This is a genomic window from Nostoc sp. C96, from assembly GCF_059384975.1.
In genome coordinates this window covers 1650252-1672994 of the sequence record NZ_CM182020.1, presented here as the reverse complement: position 1 = coordinate 1672994, position 22743 = coordinate 1650252, and the positions used below count along the sequence as shown (strand labels likewise).

Genomic DNA, 22743 nt, shown 5'->3' with positions numbered 1-22743 from the left:
TGACACTCAGCACTCTTGATTACAGTGCTTCAGGTGGGGCAATATCTGAGCCTATACGAATTCCGTTACTAGTGGACTTGATACCTGGTTTGGCATTTGTTTCTGGAGTTTGGGTTGATTGGGAAATCGACGAAGACGGGGTGACATCTGGATTAACAGTTGTGTCAATTTTTCCTGGCTGAGACACGACAGATAATCCTCCCACAGTTCCAGCCACCAGTGCTGTATAGCCTAAATACAAATGTATGGGTCGTACTTCTAAACCCGATTTTGGGGAATTATGTTTAGGCTGAGACCAAGAAGGTATAACGGATGGTACGGTGTTAACCATAGGTAAAGTATTCGCTAAACTTGTGCCATTTAGCCCCAAAGCGTTACCCATCACTCGGATAAAGCCTCTCACTAAAATATCCTCTGGTAATAAATTTAAGTCGCCATTTTCTACTGCTTCCATTTGATGGATTGGTAGGTGAGTAAAGAGACTCAAATCTCGCAAACGAAAACCTTTGGCTTCACGGGCTTGACGCAGTTGTTGACCAATTTGACCCATAATGGCTAAACGTTGTTCTGCTAACTTTTGCTTGGCTAGTTCAGCGTTAGCAGTTTTTTGATTGGGTTTTAGCCAATTCATTAGTGCTGGGAAATGATGTTTATTCGCTGAACTGTCTGCATTCTTTATCGAAGTATTGCTGACATCTTCAATTACCACAGATGTTGATGATGAATCTGTTAGATGATTAGTAGTCAGGTTAGTTTTGACATCACTAGAGTGTGCTAATTCTGTATCTGTCTGTTGGTTGCTATCGGAAATTTTGGCATGATTGGCAAATTGCTGAAATGCTAAACCAATCGCTTCTCTACCTACAGCTTTCAACAAAGTTTTAGCTTCTTCGGAAGAATCCAGTAACTTTTGAAATGTCGCTATAGCTTGGCGATAAACCTTACTGCGATGGAGTTCTGCCTCAATTCCACCCAAGAGCGATCGCAGTTCCTCTTGGGAAATTTCCATAGCAGGATTTCCCAGAATTTTGAATAAATATGCAGGTGTATTAGCCATGATAGAATTTGCTCCTCATACCGCAATATAGCTGTATAAATTCTCCTTTGAGGAAAATCTTATATCCGGATATTTATGTATGAAACTAGCTAATTTTTGGTTGTGATGATGTTAGGGTTGAGAGGTGTAAAGGAAAGAATTCACAACTCAGTAATCATACAGAAAAATTCTGGCTAATCCCTAACATCTCTGCGTTTATTTAGAGTTAAATATGAGAATGATTACGTAACTGAACTTTTTGAATAAATGACTGTACCCATTGCAGATATTTGCCACCAGAGACTACAGCTACATCGTTATGTTCTGCACCGGGAACTAAAATTAACTGCTTTGGTTCAGGCGCAGCATCATACAGTTTTTGACTCATCAAAGACGGGACAGTAGAATCACCAGTTCCGTGAATAAATAAAACGGGCATTTGTAACTGTGATACTTTTTTGATAGATTCAAAGCGCTGTGTCAGGATTAAATTGATGGGGAATATCGCAAACCATTTCCGAGTCGATACCATATCGTACAGAGATGTAAACGAGCTTTCTACAATCAACCCAGCGGCTTGGGGGTGTTTAACTGCCAAATCAATAGCGATCGCACCACCTAAAGAATGACCATAAATAAAAATGTCCTGGGGGGGAATCTGCTGTTGTTGGGTGAGATATTCCCAAGCTGTCGCAGCATCTTGATATACCCTCATTTCATTAGGAAAATCCCCTTGACTGCGACCATATCCCCGATAATCAATCAGCAGCACCGAAAATCCTAGTTGATAAAATCGATGGGTATGAGCTATATTTGCGCCAATATTAATGCCGTTCCCGTGCAGATATAACAACACCTTGGCATCAGGCTGATTAGCTTTAATCCACCAACCGTGGATTTTTTCCACCTTTCCCAAGCTAGTTTTTACAGGTAGCCAAACTTCTTGATAAGGCAGATTGAATAACTCTGGTGTTTTTTCGATGACACGGGAGGGAAAAAAGATGAACTTAGGTTGCTGGACAAAGAGAAATATACAGATGCTACAGTAAGCGATCGCTACAATTATTCCAACAACAAGTAGCCGCCTCAACCCTAATAACAATAACAATTGCTGCTTGTGGATTTTCATGTGGGCAATTTTATGCTTTAAAGAATCCTTGTATAGCAGTTTTTGCTTTTTTCGTATAGGGGCAAAAGCAATTTTAGATTGACCTCCTAGATTTATCTGGAGGCTGATTGAGCATCTTCACAAGCAAATAAATAACTTAAAAGTTTAATATATTGTTTGCCAATTAGAATTAAAATAGTCAAAAAATTGGTATTAATTTAGTAATTCCTCTGTTAAATGGTAAACATGAGTCAATTTTAGGAGAAGATTGTGAGCCTCTTACAAGAAAATCAAAAAGAACAGTTGCAAAAAATAAGTAATACTTTAAGACAAGTAAGACAAGAAAAATCTATCCAACTCGAAGAGATAGCACTAAAGACAAATATTCGACTTGCTTGCTTAAAAGCTTTAGATGCTGGTAAATTCGATGACTTACCTGAACCTGTTTATATTCAAGGATTTATCCGTCGTTATGCAGATGTTATCGGATTAGATGGTGCTGCTTTGTCCAAAACTTTTTCAACTGAAGTTAATCCTCTCGCACTTGATAAAAATTTTAGTCAAAACGTAGAGAAGAACTCAAGATTTTCTTTACCGCTGTTTATTCCTTACTTCGTCTTGTTATTAGTTGCGGCTGCTGGGCTTATGTATGTACTTAATCCCCAATTTTCGGCAGAATCTCTCGTAAAAAAATTCAACTTTGGCACACCCAAAAAACAAACAACCGCAGCATTATCTACACCTGCATCATTACCAACAGAGCAATCTTATCCATCTGCCAATCAGGCATCAACCTCAATATCTGCTCAAAATCCCCCAACTCCGTTACCTGTCATCGCATCGCCTAAAGACAGCCTGAGTCAACCTGTAGCCGTCACCTTAGAGCTTCAAGGTAAATCGTGGTTACAAGTCAAAGTTGACGGCAAAACTGAATTTGTGGGCAACTTAAAAAAGGGAGTACGTAAAACCTGGACAGCAAAAAAACAGTTGACTGTTCGTTCTGGGAATGCGGGTGTTGTCTTAGTTTCTGTAAATAATCAACCAGCAACACCCCTAGGAACTCTGGGTAAAATCAAAGAAGTCACATTCACTCCAGAAGTAAACAGTCAAGGATCAAAGATCAATGGTCAATAGTCAATGGTCATTTGTCCTTTGTAATTATCCTACAGTACTCAGCACGGGCTGAGCGCCCCGCTACCACTAACAGCACTCAGTACTATAGTTCCGGTTGACGTAGATGCCAAGTAGTTGATTGTTCATAAGCGTAAGCTACTTGAAGAATTTGGTCTTCTCTGAGAACATTACCAATTACTTGCAAGCCAATGGGTAAGCCATTGTCATCAAAACCACAGGGTACATTTATCCCAGGTAAACCAGCCAGATTGACGGGAATCGTCATCAGGTCATTTAAGTACATACTCAAGGGATCTGTGGTTTTTTCCCCAGCTTTAAATGCTGTAGTGGGTGCGGTAGGAGTAACTAACACATCAACTTTTTTAAACGCATTTTCAAAGTCTTGCTTAATGAGGGTGCGGACTTTTTGAGCTTTGAGATAGTAAGCATCATAATACCCAGCAGATAGGGCATAAGTGCCAATCATAATCCGGCGTTTGACTTCTGTACCAAAACCACTTGCACGGGTACGAGTGTACATAGACAGCAAATTATCTGCATCTGGTGTACGCAAGCCATATTTTACGCCATCGTAACGAGCGAGGTTGGCTGACGCTTCAGATGGGGCAATTATGTAGTAGCTAGGTAAGCCATAGCGGAAACGCGGACAAGAAATTATATGAATTTCTGCTCCCAACATTTGTAATTGATCGATGGCTTTAGTCACAGCCGCCTCCACAACTGAGTCTAAGCCTTCACCAAAAGTTTCTGTAATTACCCCAATTCGCACCTTTCGTCTAGCTTTGAGGTCTGGTTTTAGGGTAGCAGCATAGTCAGGAATTTCTACTTTTAGGCTGGTGGAATCTTTGGCATCATAACCTGCGATCGCTCTGAGCAAAATTGCTGTATCTTCAACAGAGCGTCCAAAGGGGCCAATTTGATCCAACGATGAAGCGTAAGCCACCAAACCGTAACGAGAAACTAGCCCATAGGTGGGTTTCATCCCAACTACGCCACAAAAAGATGCAGGTTGGCGAATGGAACCACCAGTATCAGAACCAAGGGAAACAACACATTCTCCCCCGGCGACGGCTGCGGCTGAACCTCCAGAAGAACCACCTGGAACCCGTGTTAAATCCCACGGATTTGCTGTGACTTGGTAGGCAGAATTTTCTGTGGAACTACCCATCGCAAATTCATCTAAATTGGTTTTACCAACCATCACAGCCCCAGCATCTAGCAGTTTTTGTGTCACTGTTGATTCATAGGGTGGCACAAAATTTTCTAAAATCCGAGAAGCACAGGTGGTGGGAATTCCCTTGGTACACATATTATCTTTGATGCCAATAGGAATCCCTGCTAGGGGGCTAATTGCTTCACCAGCAGCGATTTTGGCATCTACAGCACGAGCTTGATCTAACGCCTGTTGTGCCGTTATGTGCAGGAAACTGTGCAGTTTCGGCTCTAATGCTTGAATTTTGTCCAAAGCTTCTTGGGTAATTTCAACGGCAGAACGTTCTTTTTTAATTAGCTGTTCGTGCAACTCGCGTATGGATGCCATGACTGCTCTCTTGGTAACTCAAGTCATTGATTTTAGTACATATTGCGGGCTATTAGGAAAGTCTGAAGTCTGAAGAGTGAAGTCTGAACTGGAGAAATACGCGATTATCTCCCAACCCGCCAGCGTGAATTTTGTTGGTATAGCCTCAGACTTCAGTTTGACGGGCTATTTATTTCATACTTTCCCAAAACAGCAAATACATACTTGATAACCGCATGTTTGCAAATTATAAAATTTGGACTATTAACTTAGCTATAAATTTCAGTTATTGTCGTGTAAGAGGATAGTAGTGCAACTTAGGCAAGCAAACTTTTAAGTCTAGCTATTGATGGCTAATTGAAGTAATATTATGCAATTTTATTAATTTTGTTGCGAGGGAAAGGAAGATGGTCAAAATAATTACTCGTAAATATATTGGTCAAGCAAATGTCTATGATATTGGCGTAGAGCAAGACCATAATTTTGTCATTGAAAATCGTTTAATAGCATCTAATTGCTTTAATAAATCGCACTCAACGGCTTATGGATATGTGACGTATCAAACTGCATATTTAAAAGCGAATTATCCATTAGAGTATATGGCCGCCCTGTTAACTGCTAACAGTGGGGATACAGACAAGGTACAGAAATATATTTCTACTTGTTTGAGTATGAATATTCAAATAGAGCCTCCGGATATTAATCGCTCTGGTGTAGATTTTACACCCGTGGGGGGCAAGATTTTATTTGGATTTTCCGCGGTACGGAATGTGGGACAAAACGCCATCGCCTGTATTTTAGAAGCCCGTGAGCAGCAAGGCGAGTTTAAATCACTGTCTGATTTTTGCGATCGCGTCGATTTGCGTGCAGTTAACCGTCGGACTTTAGAATCGCTGATTTATTGTGGAGCTTTTGACAAAATAGACCTCAATCGCCACCAATTAATTAAAGACCTAGAGCTTGTTTATGATTGGGCGCAATCCCGTGCTAAAGATAGAGCCAGTGGCCAAGGTAATTTGTTTGATTTATTAGGCGGTTTTGCTCCTACTGCTAAACCAGTTAATAATGTCTTTGATTCTGTCCCCAAAGCTCAACCTGTACCCGATTTTCCGCCGCAGAAAAAGTTGCAGATGGAAAAAGAAATCCTAGGATTTTATGTCTCAGATCATCCGCTGAAATCTATTAAACACTCATCTTCTATTTTAGCGCCAATTAACTTATCACAACTAAGTGAGCAGAAAGAAGACACGCTACTTTGTGCAGTTGTGATGTTAAATAACGTCAAGAAAGTCATGACCAAAAAAGGTGATCCAATGGCAATTTTGCAGATAGAAGATTTAACTGCACAATTAGAAGCAGTCGTCTTTCCTAAAACTTATGAACGAGTCAGTAATTCCCTAGAAGTTGATGCCAGATTAATTATTTGGGGTAAAGTCGATAGAAGAGATGAACAAGTACAATTAATTGTGGAAGATGCTGAACCAGTCGAAACAGTACAACTGGTGATGGTAGAGTTGACTCCTCAGCAAGCAATCACAATTGAAGAACGCCATAAATTAAGAAATATTCTGAAAGAACTGTCAGGGGATAAAGAAAATGCCAAAGTCCCTGTGATTGGAATTGTCCAGACTGGAAACTCTCGTCAACTTGTCCGGTTTGGACGACAATTTTGGGTGCAAGATTCACGCTCAACAGTTTTAGCACTACAAAATGCTAGATTCCTGGCTCATGTAAAACAATTGACTAGTAGTTGAGCAGAGATTACGAAATAAATTGTGTAATAAAAATTACCTGGATTTAAATCACATAAACTACTTAATATCTAAAATACTGCTTCGTCAACAGTATATTGTCGTAGCAATACTGTCGTTAACTCGTTTTTTTAGTGACTTATGCGGATGATGTTTTCTGGGAGATAATGGTATTTTTTTATGCCATAAGGAGTTGAATATTGCTAAGTGAAGGAGCTAAAGCTGGATGATTGCAAATGACTTACATAGATTTGTTTCTTATTGTAAAAAAATTCAACCACAAACCCAAGAAGACATCAAACAGTTTTTTGAAGGGGTAATAGTTTTTCCTTACGATAAGGAACTACTGTTACAAGCTTATCTATTTTTAAATATCAAGAATTTGTTTCCTGAATGTTGTGAATTACTTTTATTTGAAAAGTCGCCAATTGCCGATTACACCGATTTAGGAAAATGTGATTTTGTCTATCTGACATTACAAGGAAATCTGTTGCTGATCGAAACTAAATTTATTGATACAGAAGCAACTGGTGCCACAGAAAGAAAAAGACGCAATAAACATCGCAACAAAGTATTTGAACAAGTCATTACTTTGAAAAACCGATTTAGTGAATATTGGGATATTAAGCTGAATCAATTAGAATGTGGTGTTTTCACTACGGATGCAGACGTTGAATGGCGAGGTAATGGTATGAATGTAATTACTAAGTCAATAGCGATTGATCAACTAGAAAAGTGGCGTAGAACCTACAAAAGAAGCATTTAACTATTGTTTTAATCCTATTAATTTTTCACTTAATTTGTATTAAACTATATTTTGATTTTATGTTAATAACAAATTCCTAGAGACGCGAAACTTCGCGTCTCTAATGTTTTGATTAATCTTTTTTATATATACGTAGTGGCTAAAAGAGATAAACAAGCGTGTTTAAGCACTGTTAACTAAACACAAAGACTATCCTAGAAATAGGAGATAAATAAAGTGATAACTGAATATTTATGACAACTATCTCAATGACCGATTCTCTAGTTCCTAATCCTGTACCAAAATCGGCAATCATTCGTTTAGAAAATATCTTTAAAGTCTACGGTAGTGGCGAAACTGAAGTCAAAGCCCTGAATAATGTTAACTTAATTATCAACGAAGGCGAATATTGTTCAATTATGGGGCCTTCTGGTTCAGGTAAATCTACAGCTATGAATATTATTGGCTGTTTAGATCGTCCCACAGATGGACATTATTATTTAGATAACGTCGATGTTGCCCAAATGAATGATCAAGCTTTAGCACATATCCGTAACAAAAAGCTGGGGTTTGTCTTCCAACAATTTCACCTTTTACCCCAACTTACCGCCTTAGAAAACGTGATTTTACCAATGGCTTATGCTAATGTTAACCCGACAGAAAGACGCGATCGCGCCGTTGTTGCTCTCACACGCGTTGGCTTAGAAAAACGCCTCAACAATAAACCAAATCAACTCTCAGGCGGACAACAACAAAGAGTAGCGATCGCTCGTGCAATTGTCAACCGTCCCGTGGTTCTCCTCGCAGATGAACCCACAGGCGCACTTGACTCTCGCACCACTCAAGAAGTGTTAGATATTTTCACCGAGTTAAACGCCAGTGGTATCACCGTTGTCATGGTTACTCACGAACCAGAAGTAGCCCGTCAAACCCAACGCATCGTTTGGTTCCGTGATGGTGAAGTCATACACTCTCATCTCACACCAACCGATTTGACTAAATTGGCTGTTTGAGCAAAACTTAAGAATTCTTTTTGTCAAGCTCCCCGACTTCTTAGAGCAGTCGGGGAGCTTGTTTCTCTCGAATGATTAAAGACTTGAAGTTTTGCCAGTTTCTGCTTGTGTTTCAATTGGCTTCACGTCACTATAGCCCATTTCGCCCGCAATGGTTCTAAAAACTGACATTTGCGCTTCAAAATCTAATCCTTCAATTTGAGACAGCAAATCATTAATTGCCTTACCTGGTTCATAATCATCGGGAAAATCAACTACAGATTCACCCATAGCTACTGCCCAAACATACCAAACTAACAATTGGTTATTTTCTTTTAATGCACCATAGGCGCGAGAATATTCTGTGTCTTTGCGGTTAACTATGTCCCGCATAACATTTAATTGCTCTTCCTCAGAAAGTAGCAAATAGTCATTTAATAAAAGAGGTGCTAATTCAGGTTCTGCCGCAGCCGGAGCCGCAGGAGTAATGGAATCACCCATGTTTTCATAAACAAAATAAAACCATGCTAATTTAGCATCAGTTTCTAACTTATTAAAGGCTTGTACAACATTTTGGGTTTCATTACTTAATGCTTGAGGAGCGCTTTTATCGTAACTTGCAGTCATAATTTATCACCGGGAAATTAACATATCAAACTAAGAGTTAACAAATTTTGATAATTATGATCTCCCTCCTAGAGAAAGACTTATTTTAATTTGTAATTAAAACTTATATCTATCTTTTAATAGAGGTTAGAATCCCTCCCTAGATGGCAGTAGTTCAGTAATTTATCTTGCTAGAATCGCCCCAGCATTTAATAAAAATTACACAAGTGTTAAATTATGGCTGATACAATAAAACCGAATCCCAATGAAGCTACTACCCACGATGCACAATTAGCCGCAGAAAATATGGCTAGTGGTGAAGAAAAAGTACAAAAAGTAGATTTTGATGCAGATTACGCCGCCGCACAACAATTTAGTGTCAGTGAAATAGATCGTACTCCTGAAGGAGCCGCCGCTGCTGAAACAGCAACCGCACCTAAATTTGAAGTTCCAGAAGCAGAAGATAGAACTACTGAAGCGCAGCCTACAGGTAATCCTGATGATTATTTAGACTTAGCTAAAGAAGTTGGTGGTTCTCGTAACGAAGGTGTCTCAAATGTTAGCGATGATTTAGTCAAACAAGCTATCGAAAAGGGTCAACCTCAAAAATAGTTAATAGTCCAAAGTCAATAGTCAATAGTCCAAAGTCATGAATGATTGCTTCTCTTCCTCATTTTAATTTCTTAACAAAGAAAAAATGACGGAGGACTATTGGCTAATGATCAACAATTTTGTACAACATCTAGTAGTTCACTTGGATGGTGAATTAGAAAGTCAGGCTTTTGCTTTGATAATACTTCTGGAGAATTAAATCCCCAAGTGACTGCAACTACTTTAATATTAGCCTTCCTGGAAGCTTCTATATCTCTAGTTTCATCACCAACATAAATCACGGCTTGAGTTGAGAGTTGCTTTTGCTTTAATACGTTATTTATGATTGTAGTTTTGCCAAAAATAGTTACTCCTGAATAAATAAAATCAAAGAGGTTATCTAAATCGTGATTTGTCAGGAAAGCTGTAACATTTTCCTTAGAGTTAGATGTGATAATCCCTAACTTATAACCTTGATTTTTCAGTTCTGTGAGTGCTTCTTTAATTCCTGGAATTGGATGAAATTCGTGAATTTTATTTTTCAGTTCTGATTTAACTTTTTTGAGTAAAAAGGGAATTTTTAGTAGAGAAACACCTGAATATTTAATAATTTCTCTAGAAGTTAAATTCCTTAAATAAGCGAGTTGTTCAGGAGTGATTTGTTTATAGCCAAACTCTGTAGCTAAACGATTGGCAATACCTATAAGAGCATCTACTGTATCTGCAATTGTGCCATCAAAATCAAAAACAATTACTTTCTGAGTCATTATTTTGCTGGGATGCGTCAAGATTAGCACGGGCATTCCGTCTTAACATTTCTGGCTTAATCCGCCGCAACGCTGATGCCGGAAATTGTCTGTCCCACTCCTCATCTGAGATTTTTGCTAATTCTATCAGCTTGGGCGCAATATTCCCAGGATAAGGCTGAAAATCTGCTACGTCAGTTGTCTTGGCAAATCGTTGATTCCAAGGACAGACATCTTGGCAAATGTCGCAACCCGCCACCCAGCCTTGTAAGTGTGGTGCGATCGCTTCTGGTAATTTTTCCCCCCGATTTTCAATTGTATGATAAGCAATGCAGCGATTAGCATCCACGACAAAGGGTTGGGTAATTGCACCTGTGGGACAAGCTGTTAAACAACGAGTACAGCTACCGCAATGTTGTGTATGGGGGCGATCGCATTCTAGTTCTAAATTTGTCACAACTTCCCCTAAAAACACCCAAGAGCCATACTCTCTAGTAATCACATTCCCATTTTTGGCAATCCAACCAATTCCCGCTTTTTGCGCCCAAATTTTATCTTGTACCGGGCCAGTATCTGCATAGTATCTTGCTTTCACGTCTTCACCTAGTGATTCTAGCCAAGTCGTCAACTGCTTGAGTTTTTTGTGCATCACCTTGTGATAATCTCGCCCCCAACCATAGCGAGATATTTTGGCATATTCTTCACCTTCTGGGCGCTGATGTGGGGTGTAGTAATTCAGCGCCACACACACAAGCGATCGCGCCTCTGGCATAACTAAACGAATATCTTGCCGCTTGGGGTTATCCATCCATTTCATATCAGCGTGATAACCTAGCGCTATCCATGCTTGCAGTCTCTGAACTTCTGTATTATCTACTTCGTCTACAGCAGCAATTCCAACTTTGTGAAAGCCTAAATCTAAAGCTTGTTCTTTTACTGTCCTACTGCTGGTTGCAGAACTTTGATTCATGTTTTTGAGCTAAATTCTGCCCACATTTGGGACATTTAATTATACAGTATACAGTCAAATCTGCCATAGAAAATTTACCTTCTAACCTATTTGTAAATTTTATTTGCAATTTGTAAATAAATGATGCAACATTGGAGAGTAAGAGGAAAAGTAACAAAAAGTAATGTGAACCTCCAACTATTGCCAGATCCTCCCAACCTCAATGATTTACCAAAAACTGTTCCCGGATTTTTATCTGGGAACAAGTTCTTTCTTAAGAAATAGCCTAAATTAATAATTTACCTCGACAGTTGCTTTTTTATCTTGACTTTTAGATTCAAAATAATTTTCAGTACGTTTAATATCTGGTACTTTTATGAAAACTGCTGAATCTATAGAAGCAATTAAAATTGCAGGAATTTCAGAGCCTTCTATCTTAAATTATTTTGCTACTTTAAATGCTGGTCAATTTCAACAAACAGCTTCACTGTTTGCCGAAGATGGTGTGATGTATGCGCCCTTTGAATCTGGTATTGTGGGCGAAGCTGCGATCGCAGCTTATTTACAACAAGAAGCCCAAGGTATTAAAGCCTATCCCCAACAAGGAATTATTGATAATTTAGAAAATAACCAAATTCAAGTTCAGGTGACAGGTAAAGCTCAAACCTCTTGGTGTGGTGTGAATGTCATCTGGCTATTTATTTTGAATCAACAACGACAAATTACTTATACCAAAATTAAACTATTAGCTTCTCCCCAAGAATTATTAGCTTTGCGGCCAGAAAAATAGCTTCCGTCCGCTGCAAGGGGTTTGTTATGCAGCATCATTTCAAGCTGCCAGACCTGTCAGCTGCGTTTGCATTTATATTTTAACTAAGTCAATCGCTACTTACTTTATCTATAGACAGCAGGAATTAATTCGCCGCAGATTGAGCTTCTTGATACATGATTTCCTGAAACTGGATCATGTCTTTTTGTGGATCAGCGATGCTCACTTTTACTAATAACTGTTCGCCTAATGTCGCCGAACGTTTAAAAATCATTGGTAACTGCAAGCCCAAATCTTCTAATAAAATTAGTGCTAAGTTACTGTCTTCTCGCAACCACATTAAAACTGTGACTGACCAAACTTGTTCTGGATGACGACGGAGATATTCTAAAGCCCAATATCTATTAGTTTGTCGTTCTACCATTGTTACTTCTTGGGTAATGGTAGATACGGTCATCATCACTTCTTTGAGTTGGTCGGCGGAAAATGGCAAAACTTCACCCCGCAAGTGGGCTTTAAGTTGAAAATGGGTGAGTAAATCACTGTAGCGACGGATGGGAGAAGTTGCTTGAGTATAGGTATCTAAACCCAAACCTGCATGACGAAGAGGTGTGATACTCATTTCACTTTTGGGCATACACCGCCGCATTGCACAAGCACGGACAAACCCGGCTGGTAGCTGAATTAACTCTTCTTCTGGCGGTAATTCTGGCTGTGGCTGACCGCGAAAAGGTAAGGGTATATTATGAGTTTTACCGTAACGCGCTGCTACTTCACCTGCAAGAATCATCATTTCTGCTACTAATTGCCGCGATGATGAATCATCTAAAATATCAATACTAATATCGTCGCCTTTGACTTTAATCATCGCCTCTGGCATATTAATGCTGATGGCTCCTTGGTTGTAACGCCAAGACTTACGTTTTTTTGCCCAATTGGCGATCGCTTCAATTTCTGGTTCTGCTTGCACGCCTATTTGCACCATCTCATCCACATCTTCATAGGTGAGGCGATAAGTTGGTTTAATCAAGCTGGCATGAATGCTGTAATCTTCTACTGCTCCATTGCTATCTAAAATAATTCCAAAGCTTAGAGCGCAACAAATTTTTCCCTGTACCAAACTCATCGGCCCAGTCGCCAATATTTCTGGGAACATAGGAACCATACCTGTGGGCAAATATACTGTACTGCCCCGTTTTCTGGCTTCTAAATCTAAATCATCTTCTGGTTCTAACCAGCGTGTGGGGTCAGCAATATGTACCCATAATCTTTCTCTACCATCAGAAAGTGATTCCCAACTCAGACCATCATCTATCTCAGTTGTACTTTCATCATCAATTGTGTAAACCTTCAGATGAGTCAAATCTAGGCGATTTGTATCTAAGTCTGTTGTTGGGGAATCCAAACGCTGTTGCGCCACTTCTAATACCTTGCTAGGAAACTGAACTGGAATTGACGAACGACGCAGGAACAAGTTTTCATAAGGACTCCACCAGCCCAGGTCTATTAATAATTGAAAAGCTCCTTGAGGGGTGGCCGGCCGCCCCAGCATATTCATCGTTTCTAAGACTGGTGCTGGAGGAGGGTAAGCCCTCGCCAGGGCATCATATTTTACTCCCTCCCGCACAATATCTGCCATTAAGGCTGCGTATTTTTCTAATGCTTCTAGGCGATGGCGATCGTGCCGTTGCCATTCTACCGCTTCACCTTTGAGTGCTTCTTCTACCCGCACTAAAAATTCTTGCTGTCCCTTAGCTTTGAGGGTTTCTACTTCTATTTGGTGTTTTCGTTCTGCTACCTGCGCCGTTGTGCGCGGTTCGTAAGCATCACCTTTTTGCTTGAAGTAGAGTTTATCATCTGATAGCAAGCAATGGGCTGCATAACAAGGGGCTGGTTCTGATTCGGAAAACAGCAGATTCGCCATTTGCGATGGTGTGACTGCCTCTCCGTCCTCCACCAATAATTCCCAAGCCACTTCTAAACTAGATGGGTCTAAATAAGGCTTGATTTCTTCTAGAAATTTAGGAATTTCAGCGGACTTATAGGTTTGTCCGTTAACTGTATATGTAATTTGTCTCGGCGCGAGGCTGTGGGATTGACCGCGTTCATCTACCACAAACCAACGGGTCTTCCCATCTGGACGATCTACCACACCCAGACGGCGATCGCCTTGAACCCTAAATTCAACTAGCGTCCCCTTCTCCACAACTCTCGCACTCTTATAATTTTAGATTTTGGATTTTGGGTTTTAGATTAAATAATCTCGAATCCCAGAATTTTTATGTAGGAACCAATTTTACACTTTATTATTCAGATTTGAGATTTTGGACTCAGAAAGACAAAGCTATTAAATCAGCTTTCCCTGTTAATCCAAAATCTAAAATCCTAATTTTAAAATTGATTTAGGCTTCAGCGTTGATGAATGGCAACAATGCTACAATCCGCGCCCGTTTAATTGCTAATGTTAGCTCTCGCTGTTGCTGACAAGTCAGCCCAGTAATCCGCCGAGGTAAAATTTTTCCTCGTTCGGTAATGAACTTACGCAATAAATCAACATCTTTGTAATCGATTGGTTCCCCTGGCTTAATTGGAGACAGACGACGACGATAATAACTCATCTTTACTTGATTTCCTTGTGAACGGTATGTTTGTTGCAGTGGGTACAGAACTTGTTCAGTTCTAAGCGGTTGGTCGTATTACGACGGTTCTTCATGGTGGTATACCGGGACACACCAGGAGAACGCTTGTCAGGATTACTACGACACTCGGTACATTCTAGTGTCACAATTATGCGGACACCTTTACTCTTAGCCATAATCTTACAAACAATAAAGCCTGAAGAGAAATTTACACAAATGACTATCTTCGCACATTTCGTTGCAAAGTATCAACTAGACGCTTGATTTTTATATCGAGCGAGTAGCCCCGACGCGACGAAACTATGAACGTTTTGGCATAACGGTCATGCAACGCTTGTCGCAACTGGTTATCAGAGAAAGCTGCACCACAGTCTATTGCAAGAGGAAGCAATAGCAGTATAGCAGTGGGATTAGCTCGAATGTTGCCGAGGGCGATCGACACCAACAAAGCACCAAAGCCAATTATAGCTTCTCGCTTCACCAGTGCCAGCAACTCTGGAATTCTCCCCACGACTTGGCCATTTTCCACTTCTAAGATTTTCAAGTCAAAAGCCCAGCGTCCTAAACTTTGCCCTCGATTGTTAAATACCACTACTACCCGCAAAATCAGCCAACAAAAGATAAAAACTAATATTTGAACAAATTGAATACCGAAACTATTACTACCAAATAACGAACTGATTAACCAAGCACCCAAGAAATCCAGCCCCAAAGCCATACCGCGCCGCCAAATCTCAGCTTTGGGATAGTGTTTTTGCGGAATCCTTTCGATAGTCATATCAATAGGTATTTTTATTTAGAGGTTGGTAAATAATCTATGCTTCTGCTTTTAATATTAAGGTGATATTTTGCAGGTGCAGTACCGGAGTCTTTCGTTATGTTGCCAGTTAGTGATGCAGAAGTAATTATTTTAAATTTGGTGCAACCGTTAGATGATCAGCAGGATATAGAAATTGTAGATTTATTGGCAGCAGGCGATCGCATTCTGGCAAATCCTATCACTAGTCAGCTAGACTTTCCCCATTGGGATAATTCCGCAATGGATGGCTACGCAGTCCGTTACGCAGATGTACAGCAAGCTAACGCCCAGCAACCAGCTATCTTAGAAATCGTCGAGGAAATTCCCGCCGGATATCAACCTAAAATCACAATTCAGCCAGGACAAGCAGCACGAATTTTTACTGGTGCGGTGATTCCAGAGGGTGCAGATACCGTAGTGATGCAAGAAAGGACAAGCCGCGAGGAAAATCGAGTTTTTATTCAAGCCGCACCCCAACCGCAAGAGTTTGTCCGCCGCAAAGCATCTTATTATCAAGCTGGAACCCAACTTTTACCAGCAGGAATCAAATTAAAAGCGGCGGAAATTGCTGTATTAGCAGCAGCCCAGTGTCCCCAAGTCAAAGTTTACCGCCGTCCTAAAGTAGCAATTTTTTCTACTGGTGATGAATTAGTCACACCAAATACACCACTAAAAACAGGCCAAATTGTCGATTCAAATAATTATGCCCTGGCGACTTTAGTTAAAGAAAGTGGTGCAGAGCCTTTATTATTAGGCATTGTGAAAGATAATCCAGTTGCTTTACAAGAAACAATTGCTTACGCCATAGCGAATGCTGATATTGTGCTTTCTTCGGGTGGAGTTTCTGTTGGTGAATATGATTATGTTGACAAAATTCTTGAAGCTTTAGGAGCAGAAATTCAGATTCGGGCTGTAGAAATGACACCAGGTAAACCATTAACTGTGGCGAATTTTCCTAATCAAAACTCAGCAATTTATTTTGGTTTACCAGGGAATCCTGTTTCAGCTTTGGTAACTTTTTGGCGATTTGTACAACCAGCAATTAAAAAATTGGCTGGGCTTACTGAAGGTTGGGAGCCACAATTTATAAAGGTGCGATCGCATCATGAATTACGCGCCAATGGTAAACGCGAAACTTATATTTGGGGTCGTTTAAATTTAGTTAACGGCGTTTACCAATTTCATAAAGGTGTTGGTAGTAATAGCTCTGGCAATTTAATTAACCTAGCTCAAACTAATGCCTTAGCTGTTTTACCAATAGGTCAAACATTAATTGCAACAGAAGAGGAAGTGCAAGTTTTATTAATTACTGAGATGTAAATTATGAGCTACGACAACGTTTGTAAGGTATTAGCTGAAAAATATCCAGTAGAATTTGTTAATTGGTTACTTCCTGAAGAACCGACAAAAGTTAAAGTATTAAAAACAGAATTAAGTTTAGAACCAATTCGTGCCGATTCTGTTACATTTCTGCAAACTACTAATCGAATTTTGCATATCGAATTTCAAACCCGCACCATCTCAAATCCTCCGCTACCATTCAGGATGCTAGATTATTCAGTGAGATTAATACGTCAATATAATGTTCCTATAACCCAAGTAGTAATTTTTTTGCAAGAGACAAATAACGAAGTTGCTTTTATCGAAGAATATGTAAATGAGACAACTACTCACCGTTATCGAGTTCTACGAATGTGGGAGCAAGACTCAGCAATATTTCTCGATAACCCTGCATTATTACCTTTAGCACCATTAACACGCACAACCTCACCTCAACGGTTGCTGTCACAGGTGGCCCAGAGTCTTGCTAGAATTCCTGATAGGAATACTAGGCAAGACATTGTAGCTTACACAGAGATTTTAGCTGGTTTGAAGTTTGAAAAGGGATTGATTCGTCAATTTTTAAGCGAGGATGTTATGCAAGAGTCAGTAATTTATCAGGATATTTTACAGAAGGGAGAAGAACGAGGAAAGCAACAAGAAGCCTTTCGGTTTTTGATGCGTCAGTTAACTCGACGTTTTGGTGAGATAGATTCGTCGATTATTGAGCGTATGCGAGGATTAGCTACTGAACAATTGGAAGTATTGGGAGAGGAATTTGTGGATTTTTCTACAATATCTGATTTGGTTAATTTATTAGAACAGCAGGAAAATAGTTAAGAAAGTAACAATAATTTAAACGCAGAGTATCGCTGAGGTAAACGCAGCGAAAAGTTGCGTGCGGAGGTTCCCCCCGTTGAGCAAACTTTTCAAGACAAAGGCACGCGGAGTTTGGTTTAATTTTTTTATTGCACTAAGGCTCTCACATCATTTGCAGAATCTAATTGTAAGGCTGTTGCTACGATCGCCTGGGCTTGAGCTAAAGTTAATTTTGCGATCGCCTGTTTAATTATCCCAATAGCTTGGGGATTGACGCTCAATTCATCTAACCCTAAACCTAATAAAATTCCTGCGGCTGAAGGATCGGCTGCTAATTCTCCACATAATCCTACCCAAATTCCGGCAGCATGGGCTGCTTGTACAGTTTGCTGTATCATTCGCAACACGGCAGGGTGTAAGGCATCGGCTAAATAAGCTACTCTGGGGTTATTGCGATCGCCTGCCATGACATACTGACTTAAATCATTAGTCCCAATACTGAAAAAGTTGACTTCTGCGGCTAAATGATCAGCTATGACGACTGCTGCGGGGACTTCTATCATTACACCCACTTCCATATTTTCATTGAAGCCTATACCAGCCTGCCGCAATTCTGCTTGTACTTCACCTAAAATTGCCTTAGCTGCACGTACTTCTGTCACACTGGCAATCATCGGAAACATTACCTTAATATTGTGTTCTGCACTGGCGCGTAAAATTGCCCTCAACTGAGTTTTAAACAATTCTGGATGATCTAAACAGAAACGGATACCCCGCCAGCCTAAGAATGGGTTAGCTTCGTGAAAACCAACTCGCAAATAAGGTAATGGCTTGTCACCGCCGACATCTAAAGTGCGAATAATTAACGGACGGTTATCTAAAACTTGGGCGATCGCTTGATAAACTGCTAGTTGTTCTTCTTCTGTTGGATCTGTAGTTCTATCTAAATATAAAAACTCTGTCCGCAGCAATCCTACGCCTTCAGCACCACCAGCTACCGCCGCTTGTACATCTGCAATGCTGCCAATATTGGCAAGGACATTTATCTGTTTGCCATCACGGGTAATTGCTGGTTGATGTGCCTTGGCAAGTGCTTCTTGTTTAGCAGTTTGCCAAGCTTCTCGTTTCATTTCCAGTGTAGTAAGAATATCTGCTTCTGGTTCTACCCAAGCTTTGCCGCTTTCACCATCCAGTGCCATCAAAGTACCATCTTGCAACCGCAACACTTCAGGATTGACACCCAAAACGGCGGGAATTCCCAATGTCCGAGCAATAATCGCACTGTGAGATGTGGCACTTCCAGCAACCGTACAAATACCGATTACCTTGCTGGGATCTAATGCTGCTGTGTCTGAAGGTGTCAAGTCTGAGGCTACGACAATCGCTGGTTCCGTAAGATGCAAGCTAGTAGCAGTATTTCCAGCTAACAGTCGCAGCACTCTTTGTCCGACATCTAAAACATCTTCTACTCGTTCTCGCAAATACGCATCTTCTAGGGTGCGGTAGGAAGTTGCAACTTCATCAACTGCGGCTTGCCAAGCTGCTTCTGCATTTAAGTGATGTTCCATGATGCGTTGCTGCACACTTTCTAGCAACACAGGATCTTCTAAAACTAGTAAATGAGCATCAAAAATTGCGGCTTCAGTGTCACCAATTTGCAAAGATGCTTGCGAAAAAATTGTCTGAATTTCTTGTTGCGCTGTGTGAATTGCTGACTGTAAACGTTGCCATTCTGACTCCGGGTCATTGACGTGGTATTCTGTAACCGTCACCGGGGCTGGTTGATAATGAATTACAGGTGCGATCGCAACTCCCGGAGAAGCCGCAATTCCTGAAAGTTCGCCACTAGTTGCTGGCTTTGCTTCCTGCTGTGTTGTTGGTGGAGATACAACAGCAGTATCATCTTCGCCAAAGTTATTAGCAAATAAGGTTTGTAATGCTGCTAGTGCTGCATCCGCATCAACACCAGCCGCAGTAATCAATACTTCATGTCCTTGACGCACACCTAAAGTTGTCACTTGGTTAATACTGTCACCTCGGACAACGGCGGTATTTCTCGTTAAATTCTGCACATGAATTCGAGATTGAAATTTCGCGGCTGTCGCGACAAACTGCGCCGCCGGACGCGCGTGTAAACCTAAACGATTGCTCACAATCAGCCGAATTTCTTTACTGAGGTAAGCCGCGTTCGTTGGTAATTGTGTATTATTACTTGTTTCTAAGGTTAGATTAATAACACCTAATTGTGTAGCTTTGGCGGTTAATGCTCCTCTGGCTTCTGTTATTACCTGTTCGATATTTTTACCTATGGCTGAGGCGACGGCGGCGGCGATCGCACCTTCTACCAGTGGTGCTTCACAGAGGTATACTTTTTCTTGATGTGCTTCTGGTAGGAACTCCACAGCCATTTCTGCATTCATGACAGCACTACCGAGATCCATCAGCACTACTACACCATCATCGCTAAATACAGATGCGATCGCCTCATAAATCTTCAGCGCATCCGTACCAAGTGGATTTTCCGCATCGTCAATACCAGCCGCCACCGCAATCGCCACTTTGCTCTGAACCATTTGTGCAGCGAGTTCCTGCACACCTAGAGCCAATTGTTTACTATGAGAAACAATAACTATTCCGACCACTGCAACACCATCAACCTTGTTGAGAGTCTAATATTTAGCCAATTACCCGTTATATTTACCCTGGCGCACCACCAAAATAGCATCAATACTTCATTGCCATTGCAATTGTCCAAAAATTTTTAGAATGATGGGTTGGTTAGGGTAAAGATGCGATTTTGATCAGCCTATTCTTCTACTAAATAACTAGCTTCTAATTGGTAAAATTCTTACTCTTGAACATCGCTCGTCTTGCTTGGAAAAAATACATAGCGATGTCTTACGACAAGCCACTTCGTGTCTACGCCATTTTTAACACATCCCACAAAGTGGGAAAGTATGACCTATGATATCAACCTTAAAGCCAAAATCAAATAGCCGTCTTAATTTTCTTCCACTACTTCCATCAAATCTTCTATCGATACACTAAAGACACGCGCCAACTTCAGCACAGAAATTAAATTAACCATCGTCATTCCTGGAGAGTTTGCGTAAGTTGCGACAGTGCTGTAAGGAAGTGCAGAACGCTCAGATACTTCCTTGAGTGTCCAACCCCGCGCCGCCGCAAATTCTTTAATTCGCAATTTAAACACGCATCATCCTGACTTGACAGTATCGAGATTTCGATTTTTAATAGTTTTAACCTCAAAAAATCGAGATTTCGATTTTTTGAGTAAACACATCAAAAGCGATCGCTCTCAAGTTTTCCAGGCAAGACGAGCGATCGCTATTCCTAACACATCCCACAAAGTGGGAAAGTATTCACCTATGATATCAATCTCAAAGCCAAAATCAAATAGCCATCCTTGGTGTATTATTCGGCAACTACCAAATATGCAACGGATGGTAGTAGCTAGATTTCATCGTCGCCATGATGCAGATGCTTATCGGCAAATTCTTCAGCGATTATTACCCACAGCTAACCATGTGATCATCTTTGATCCAACAATTTCAGAAATAGCAGAAGACATTGAAAAAACTTTAGTAAAGCAAATGTCTTAGAACTTAAGCAAAAATTTTCTCAACTTCTCATTCCTCCGTGATCCTCTGCGCCTCTGCGGTTCGATTTTCCATTAGATTTCTGACATAAATATTGTTTCGCGCAAAGGCGCAAAGACGCAAAGAAAAGTACATAGTTTTTGATAAATTACTAAGTTCAACAAAAAACCGAGAAACTGTTATGTTTCCCGGTTTATTTTTAATATTAAAACCCTCAGTTTAAGGAAACACAAAAGTGTCCCCTATAAATTTTTAGCTAAATTAAACTTTAGCAGCAGCCTTGGTGACAGCGTTTAATTCACCTTTAGCATATTTAGCAGCAAACTCTTCCAGAGAAACTTGTTTAATCTTGCTTGCGTTACCAGCAGTACCGAACTGTACATAGCGTTCAGCACAAACCTTCTGCATATATGTAATAGAAGGCTTGAGGAAGTGACGGGGGTCAAATTCCTTGGGATTTTTTGATAAAGCTTCGCGCACAGCTGCGGTAATAGCCAAACGGTTGTCGGTGTCGATGTTCACCTTACGAACACCACTCTTGATACCTTTTTGAATTTCTTCTACAGGTACACCGTAGGTTTCAGGAATAGCACCACCGTACTCGTTAATCAAAGCAATTAAATCTTCAGGTACAGAAGAAGAACCGTGCATTACCAAGTGGGTGTTAGGTAGACGACGGTGAATTTCTTCAATGCGGCTAATTGCTAAAATTTCGCCAGTTGGTTTGCGGGTAAACTTGTAAGCACCGTGGCTAGTACCGATAGCTACAGCCAAAGCATCTACTTGGGTTGCTTCTACAAAGCTAACAGCTTCATCGGGGTCAGTTAGCAATTGGGAATGGTCAAGAGTACCTTCAAAACCGTGTCCATCTTCAGCTTCACCCGCGCCGGTTTCCAGAGAACCCAAGCAACCGAGTTCACCTTCTACACTTACGCCCAAAGCATGAGCTACATTTACAACTTCGCGGGTAACATTAACGTTGTACTCGAAGCTGGCAGGGGTTTTAGCATCAGCTTCCAAGGAACCATCCATCATCACGCTGGTAAAGTTGTTCTTGATAGCTGAGTAGCAGGTAGAAGGAGCATTACCATGATCTTGGTGCATCACAATGGGAATGTGAGGATAGGTCTCTACAGCAGCCAAAATCAGGTGGCGCAGGAAGTTTTCACCTGCATAGTTACGAGCGCCACGGGAAGCTTGCAAAATTACGGGGCTATCTGTCTCGGCAGCAGCTTTCAGGATTGCCTGAATCTGCTCCAAATTGTTAACGTTGAAAGCTGGGATGCCGTAACCGTTCTCAGCTGCGTGATCCAAGAGCAGCCGCAATGGTACAAGCGCCATAGATAGTCCTCCTAATAGTGATTTTCAGCTAGTCGTTATGAGACAAGCGTAATCTTTACGCTAATCTTAAGAGTTTTTTCAACTTATAGGAAATTATAACTAGTGTAGGGTGTTTATGTTGAAAAAGTTTGCGCCACCTCTCATCAAGATGACCTATTTTTGACCTAAACTGCTGTCAAGTATGCTACGTTACAGTTATTTGCTTTGGTAGTGTGGTAGTCCAGATAGGTAATTAATCTACTGCTGATTATTTAAACAAATA

At 40.6% G+C, this 22743-nt stretch carries 22 protein-coding genes; 9 read left to right on the top strand and 13 right to left on the bottom strand.

What is annotated here, in order from left to right; translation table 11 throughout:
* Positions 1-19: 19 nt before the first annotated feature.
* Both AC504W_RS07195 and AC504W_RS07190 read right to left on the bottom strand, forming a co-directional pair.
* Positions 20-1057 (bottom strand): helix-turn-helix domain-containing protein, encoded by a 1038-nt coding sequence (locus AC504W_RS07195; RefSeq protein ID WP_494877052.1) that lies wholly within the window; start codon positions 1055-1057, stop codon positions 20-22.
* A 205-nt stretch (positions 1058-1262) separates the two neighbouring features.
* Positions 1263-2165: an alpha/beta hydrolase gene (locus AC504W_RS07190; protein ID WP_494877050.1), complete on the bottom strand. Its 903-nt coding sequence runs from the start codon at positions 2163-2165 to the stop codon at positions 1263-1265.
* A gap of 249 nt (positions 2166-2414) precedes the next feature.
* On the opposite strand from AC504W_RS07190, the gene AC504W_RS07185 reads away from it, so the two are divergent.
* Complete coding sequence (locus tag AC504W_RS07185; RefSeq protein ID WP_494877048.1) at positions 2415-3278, top strand: helix-turn-helix domain-containing protein; 864 nt, start codon at positions 2415-2417, stop codon at positions 3276-3278.
* Positions 3279-3360: 82 nt separating this feature from the next.
* On the opposite strand, the gene gatA is transcribed toward AC504W_RS07185, so the two are convergent.
* Positions 3361-4818, bottom strand: a complete 1458-nt coding sequence (gene gatA / locus AC504W_RS07180; RefSeq protein WP_494877047.1) for an Asp-tRNA(Asn)/Glu-tRNA(Gln) amidotransferase subunit GatA — start codon at positions 4816-4818, stop codon at positions 3361-3363.
* A gap of 386 nt (positions 4819-5204) precedes the next feature.
* Between gatA and AC504W_RS07175 the strand changes: the two genes are divergently transcribed.
* From AC504W_RS07175 to AC504W_RS07165, 3 genes are all read left to right on the top strand, one after another.
* Entirely contained in the window at positions 5205-6551 is a 1347-nt protein-coding gene (locus AC504W_RS07175; RefSeq protein WP_494877046.1) for a helix-hairpin-helix domain-containing protein, read from the top strand.
* A 223-nt stretch (positions 6552-6774) separates the two neighbouring features.
* A complete protein-coding gene (locus AC504W_RS07170; protein ID WP_494877045.1) occupies positions 6775-7314 on the top strand; it encodes a hypothetical protein in 540 nt (179 codons plus the stop codon).
* Positions 7315-7547: 233 nt separating this feature from the next.
* The gene (locus AC504W_RS07165) at positions 7548-8306 is read left to right on the top strand and encodes an ABC transporter ATP-binding protein (protein ID WP_494877043.1); all 759 of its coding nucleotides are present in this window, start codon (positions 7548-7550) and stop codon (positions 8304-8306) included.
* 75 nt (positions 8307-8381) lie between these two features.
* On the opposite strand, the gene AC504W_RS07160 is transcribed toward AC504W_RS07165, so the two are convergent.
* The gene (locus AC504W_RS07160) at positions 8382-8912 is read right to left on the bottom strand and encodes an orange carotenoid protein N-terminal domain-containing protein (RefSeq protein WP_494877042.1); all 531 of its coding nucleotides are present in this window, start codon (positions 8910-8912) and stop codon (positions 8382-8384) included.
* 216 nt (positions 8913-9128) lie between these two features.
* Here AC504W_RS07160 and AC504W_RS07155 point away from each other — a divergent pair, with 216 nt between their 5' ends.
* The gene (locus tag AC504W_RS07155) at positions 9129-9503 is read left to right on the top strand and encodes a hypothetical protein (protein ID WP_494877041.1); all 375 of its coding nucleotides are present in this window, start codon (positions 9129-9131) and stop codon (positions 9501-9503) included.
* A 110-nt stretch (positions 9504-9613) separates the two neighbouring features.
* On the opposite strand, the gene AC504W_RS07150 is transcribed toward AC504W_RS07155, so the two are convergent.
* Together AC504W_RS07150 and queG are read right to left on the bottom strand one after the other, a co-directional pair.
* Entirely contained in the window at positions 9614-10249 is a 636-nt protein-coding gene (locus tag AC504W_RS07150; RefSeq protein ID WP_494877040.1) for an HAD-IA family hydrolase, read from the bottom strand.
* Entirely contained in the window at positions 10224-11198 is a 975-nt protein-coding gene (gene queG / locus AC504W_RS07145; protein ID WP_494877038.1) for a tRNA epoxyqueuosine(34) reductase QueG, read from the bottom strand. Before queG ends, AC504W_RS07150 begins: the two co-directional genes overlap by 26 nt.
* A 355-nt stretch (positions 11199-11553) precedes the next feature.
* On the opposite strand from queG, the gene AC504W_RS07140 reads away from it, so the two are divergent.
* Complete coding sequence (locus tag AC504W_RS07140) at positions 11554-11967, top strand: ketosteroid isomerase family protein (protein ID WP_494877036.1); 414 nt, start codon at positions 11554-11556, stop codon at positions 11965-11967.
* A 124-nt stretch (positions 11968-12091) separates the two neighbouring features.
* Here AC504W_RS07140 and AC504W_RS07135 read toward each other — a convergent pair whose 3' ends face one another.
* The 4 genes from AC504W_RS07135 to AC504W_RS07120 all read right to left on the bottom strand — a co-directional run bounded on the left by AC504W_RS07135 (position 12092) and on the right by AC504W_RS07120 (position 15363).
* Positions 12092-14152: a ribonuclease catalytic domain-containing protein gene (locus AC504W_RS07135; RefSeq protein WP_494877035.1), complete on the bottom strand. Its 2061-nt coding sequence runs from the start codon at positions 14150-14152 to the stop codon at positions 12092-12094.
* 196 nt (positions 14153-14348) lie between these two features.
* Positions 14349-14564 (bottom strand): 30S ribosomal protein S18, encoded by a 216-nt coding sequence (gene rpsR / locus AC504W_RS07130; protein WP_494877033.1) that lies wholly within the window; start codon positions 14562-14564, stop codon positions 14349-14351.
* 2 nt (positions 14565-14566) lie between these two features.
* The gene (rpmG, locus tag AC504W_RS07125; protein WP_083468823.1) at positions 14567-14761 is read right to left on the bottom strand and encodes a 50S ribosomal protein L33; all 195 of its coding nucleotides are present in this window, start codon (positions 14759-14761) and stop codon (positions 14567-14569) included.
* Between the two features lie 44 nt (positions 14762-14805).
* On the bottom strand, positions 14806-15363 hold the full coding sequence (locus AC504W_RS07120; protein WP_494877031.1) for an RDD family protein: 558 nt from the start codon (positions 15361-15363) through the stop codon (positions 14806-14808).
* A 99-nt stretch (positions 15364-15462) separates the two neighbouring features.
* On the opposite strand from AC504W_RS07120, the gene AC504W_RS07115 reads away from it, so the two are divergent.
* Both AC504W_RS07115 and AC504W_RS07110 read left to right on the top strand, forming a co-directional pair.
* Positions 15463-16704, top strand: coding sequence for a molybdopterin molybdotransferase MoeA (locus AC504W_RS07115; protein WP_494877029.1), 1242 nt, complete (start codon positions 15463-15465; stop codon positions 16702-16704).
* 3 nt (positions 16705-16707) lie between these two features.
* Positions 16708-17544 carry an Rpn family recombination-promoting nuclease/putative transposase gene (locus AC504W_RS07110; RefSeq protein ID WP_494877027.1) on the top strand — a complete coding sequence of 279 codons (837 nt, stop codon included), beginning with the start codon at positions 16708-16710 and terminating at the stop codon, positions 17542-17544.
* Positions 17545-17669: 125 nt separating this feature from the next.
* Here the strand turns inward: AC504W_RS07110 and ptsP are convergent, their stop codons facing one another.
* Complete coding sequence (ptsP, locus tag AC504W_RS07105) at positions 17670-20165, bottom strand: phosphoenolpyruvate--protein phosphotransferase (RefSeq protein WP_494877026.1); 2496 nt, start codon at positions 20163-20165, stop codon at positions 17670-17672.
* A gap of 359 nt (positions 20166-20524) precedes the next feature.
* A complete protein-coding gene (locus AC504W_RS07100; RefSeq protein ID WP_494877025.1) occupies positions 20525-20734 on the bottom strand; it encodes a helix-turn-helix domain-containing protein in 210 nt (69 codons plus the stop codon).
* A gap of 76 nt (positions 20735-20810) precedes the next feature.
* On the opposite strand from AC504W_RS07100, the gene AC504W_RS07095 reads away from it, so the two are divergent.
* Positions 20811-21143 carry a hypothetical protein gene (locus AC504W_RS07095; RefSeq protein ID WP_494877023.1) on the top strand — a complete coding sequence of 111 codons (333 nt, stop codon included), beginning with the start codon at positions 20811-20813 and terminating at the stop codon, positions 21141-21143.
* 258 nt (positions 21144-21401) lie between these two features.
* Here the strand turns inward: AC504W_RS07095 and fba are convergent, their stop codons facing one another.
* Positions 21402-22481, bottom strand: a complete 1080-nt coding sequence (gene fba / locus AC504W_RS07090) for a class II fructose-bisphosphate aldolase (RefSeq protein WP_062296770.1) — start codon at positions 22479-22481, stop codon at positions 21402-21404.
* Between the last annotated feature and the right edge of the window lie 262 nt (positions 22482-22743).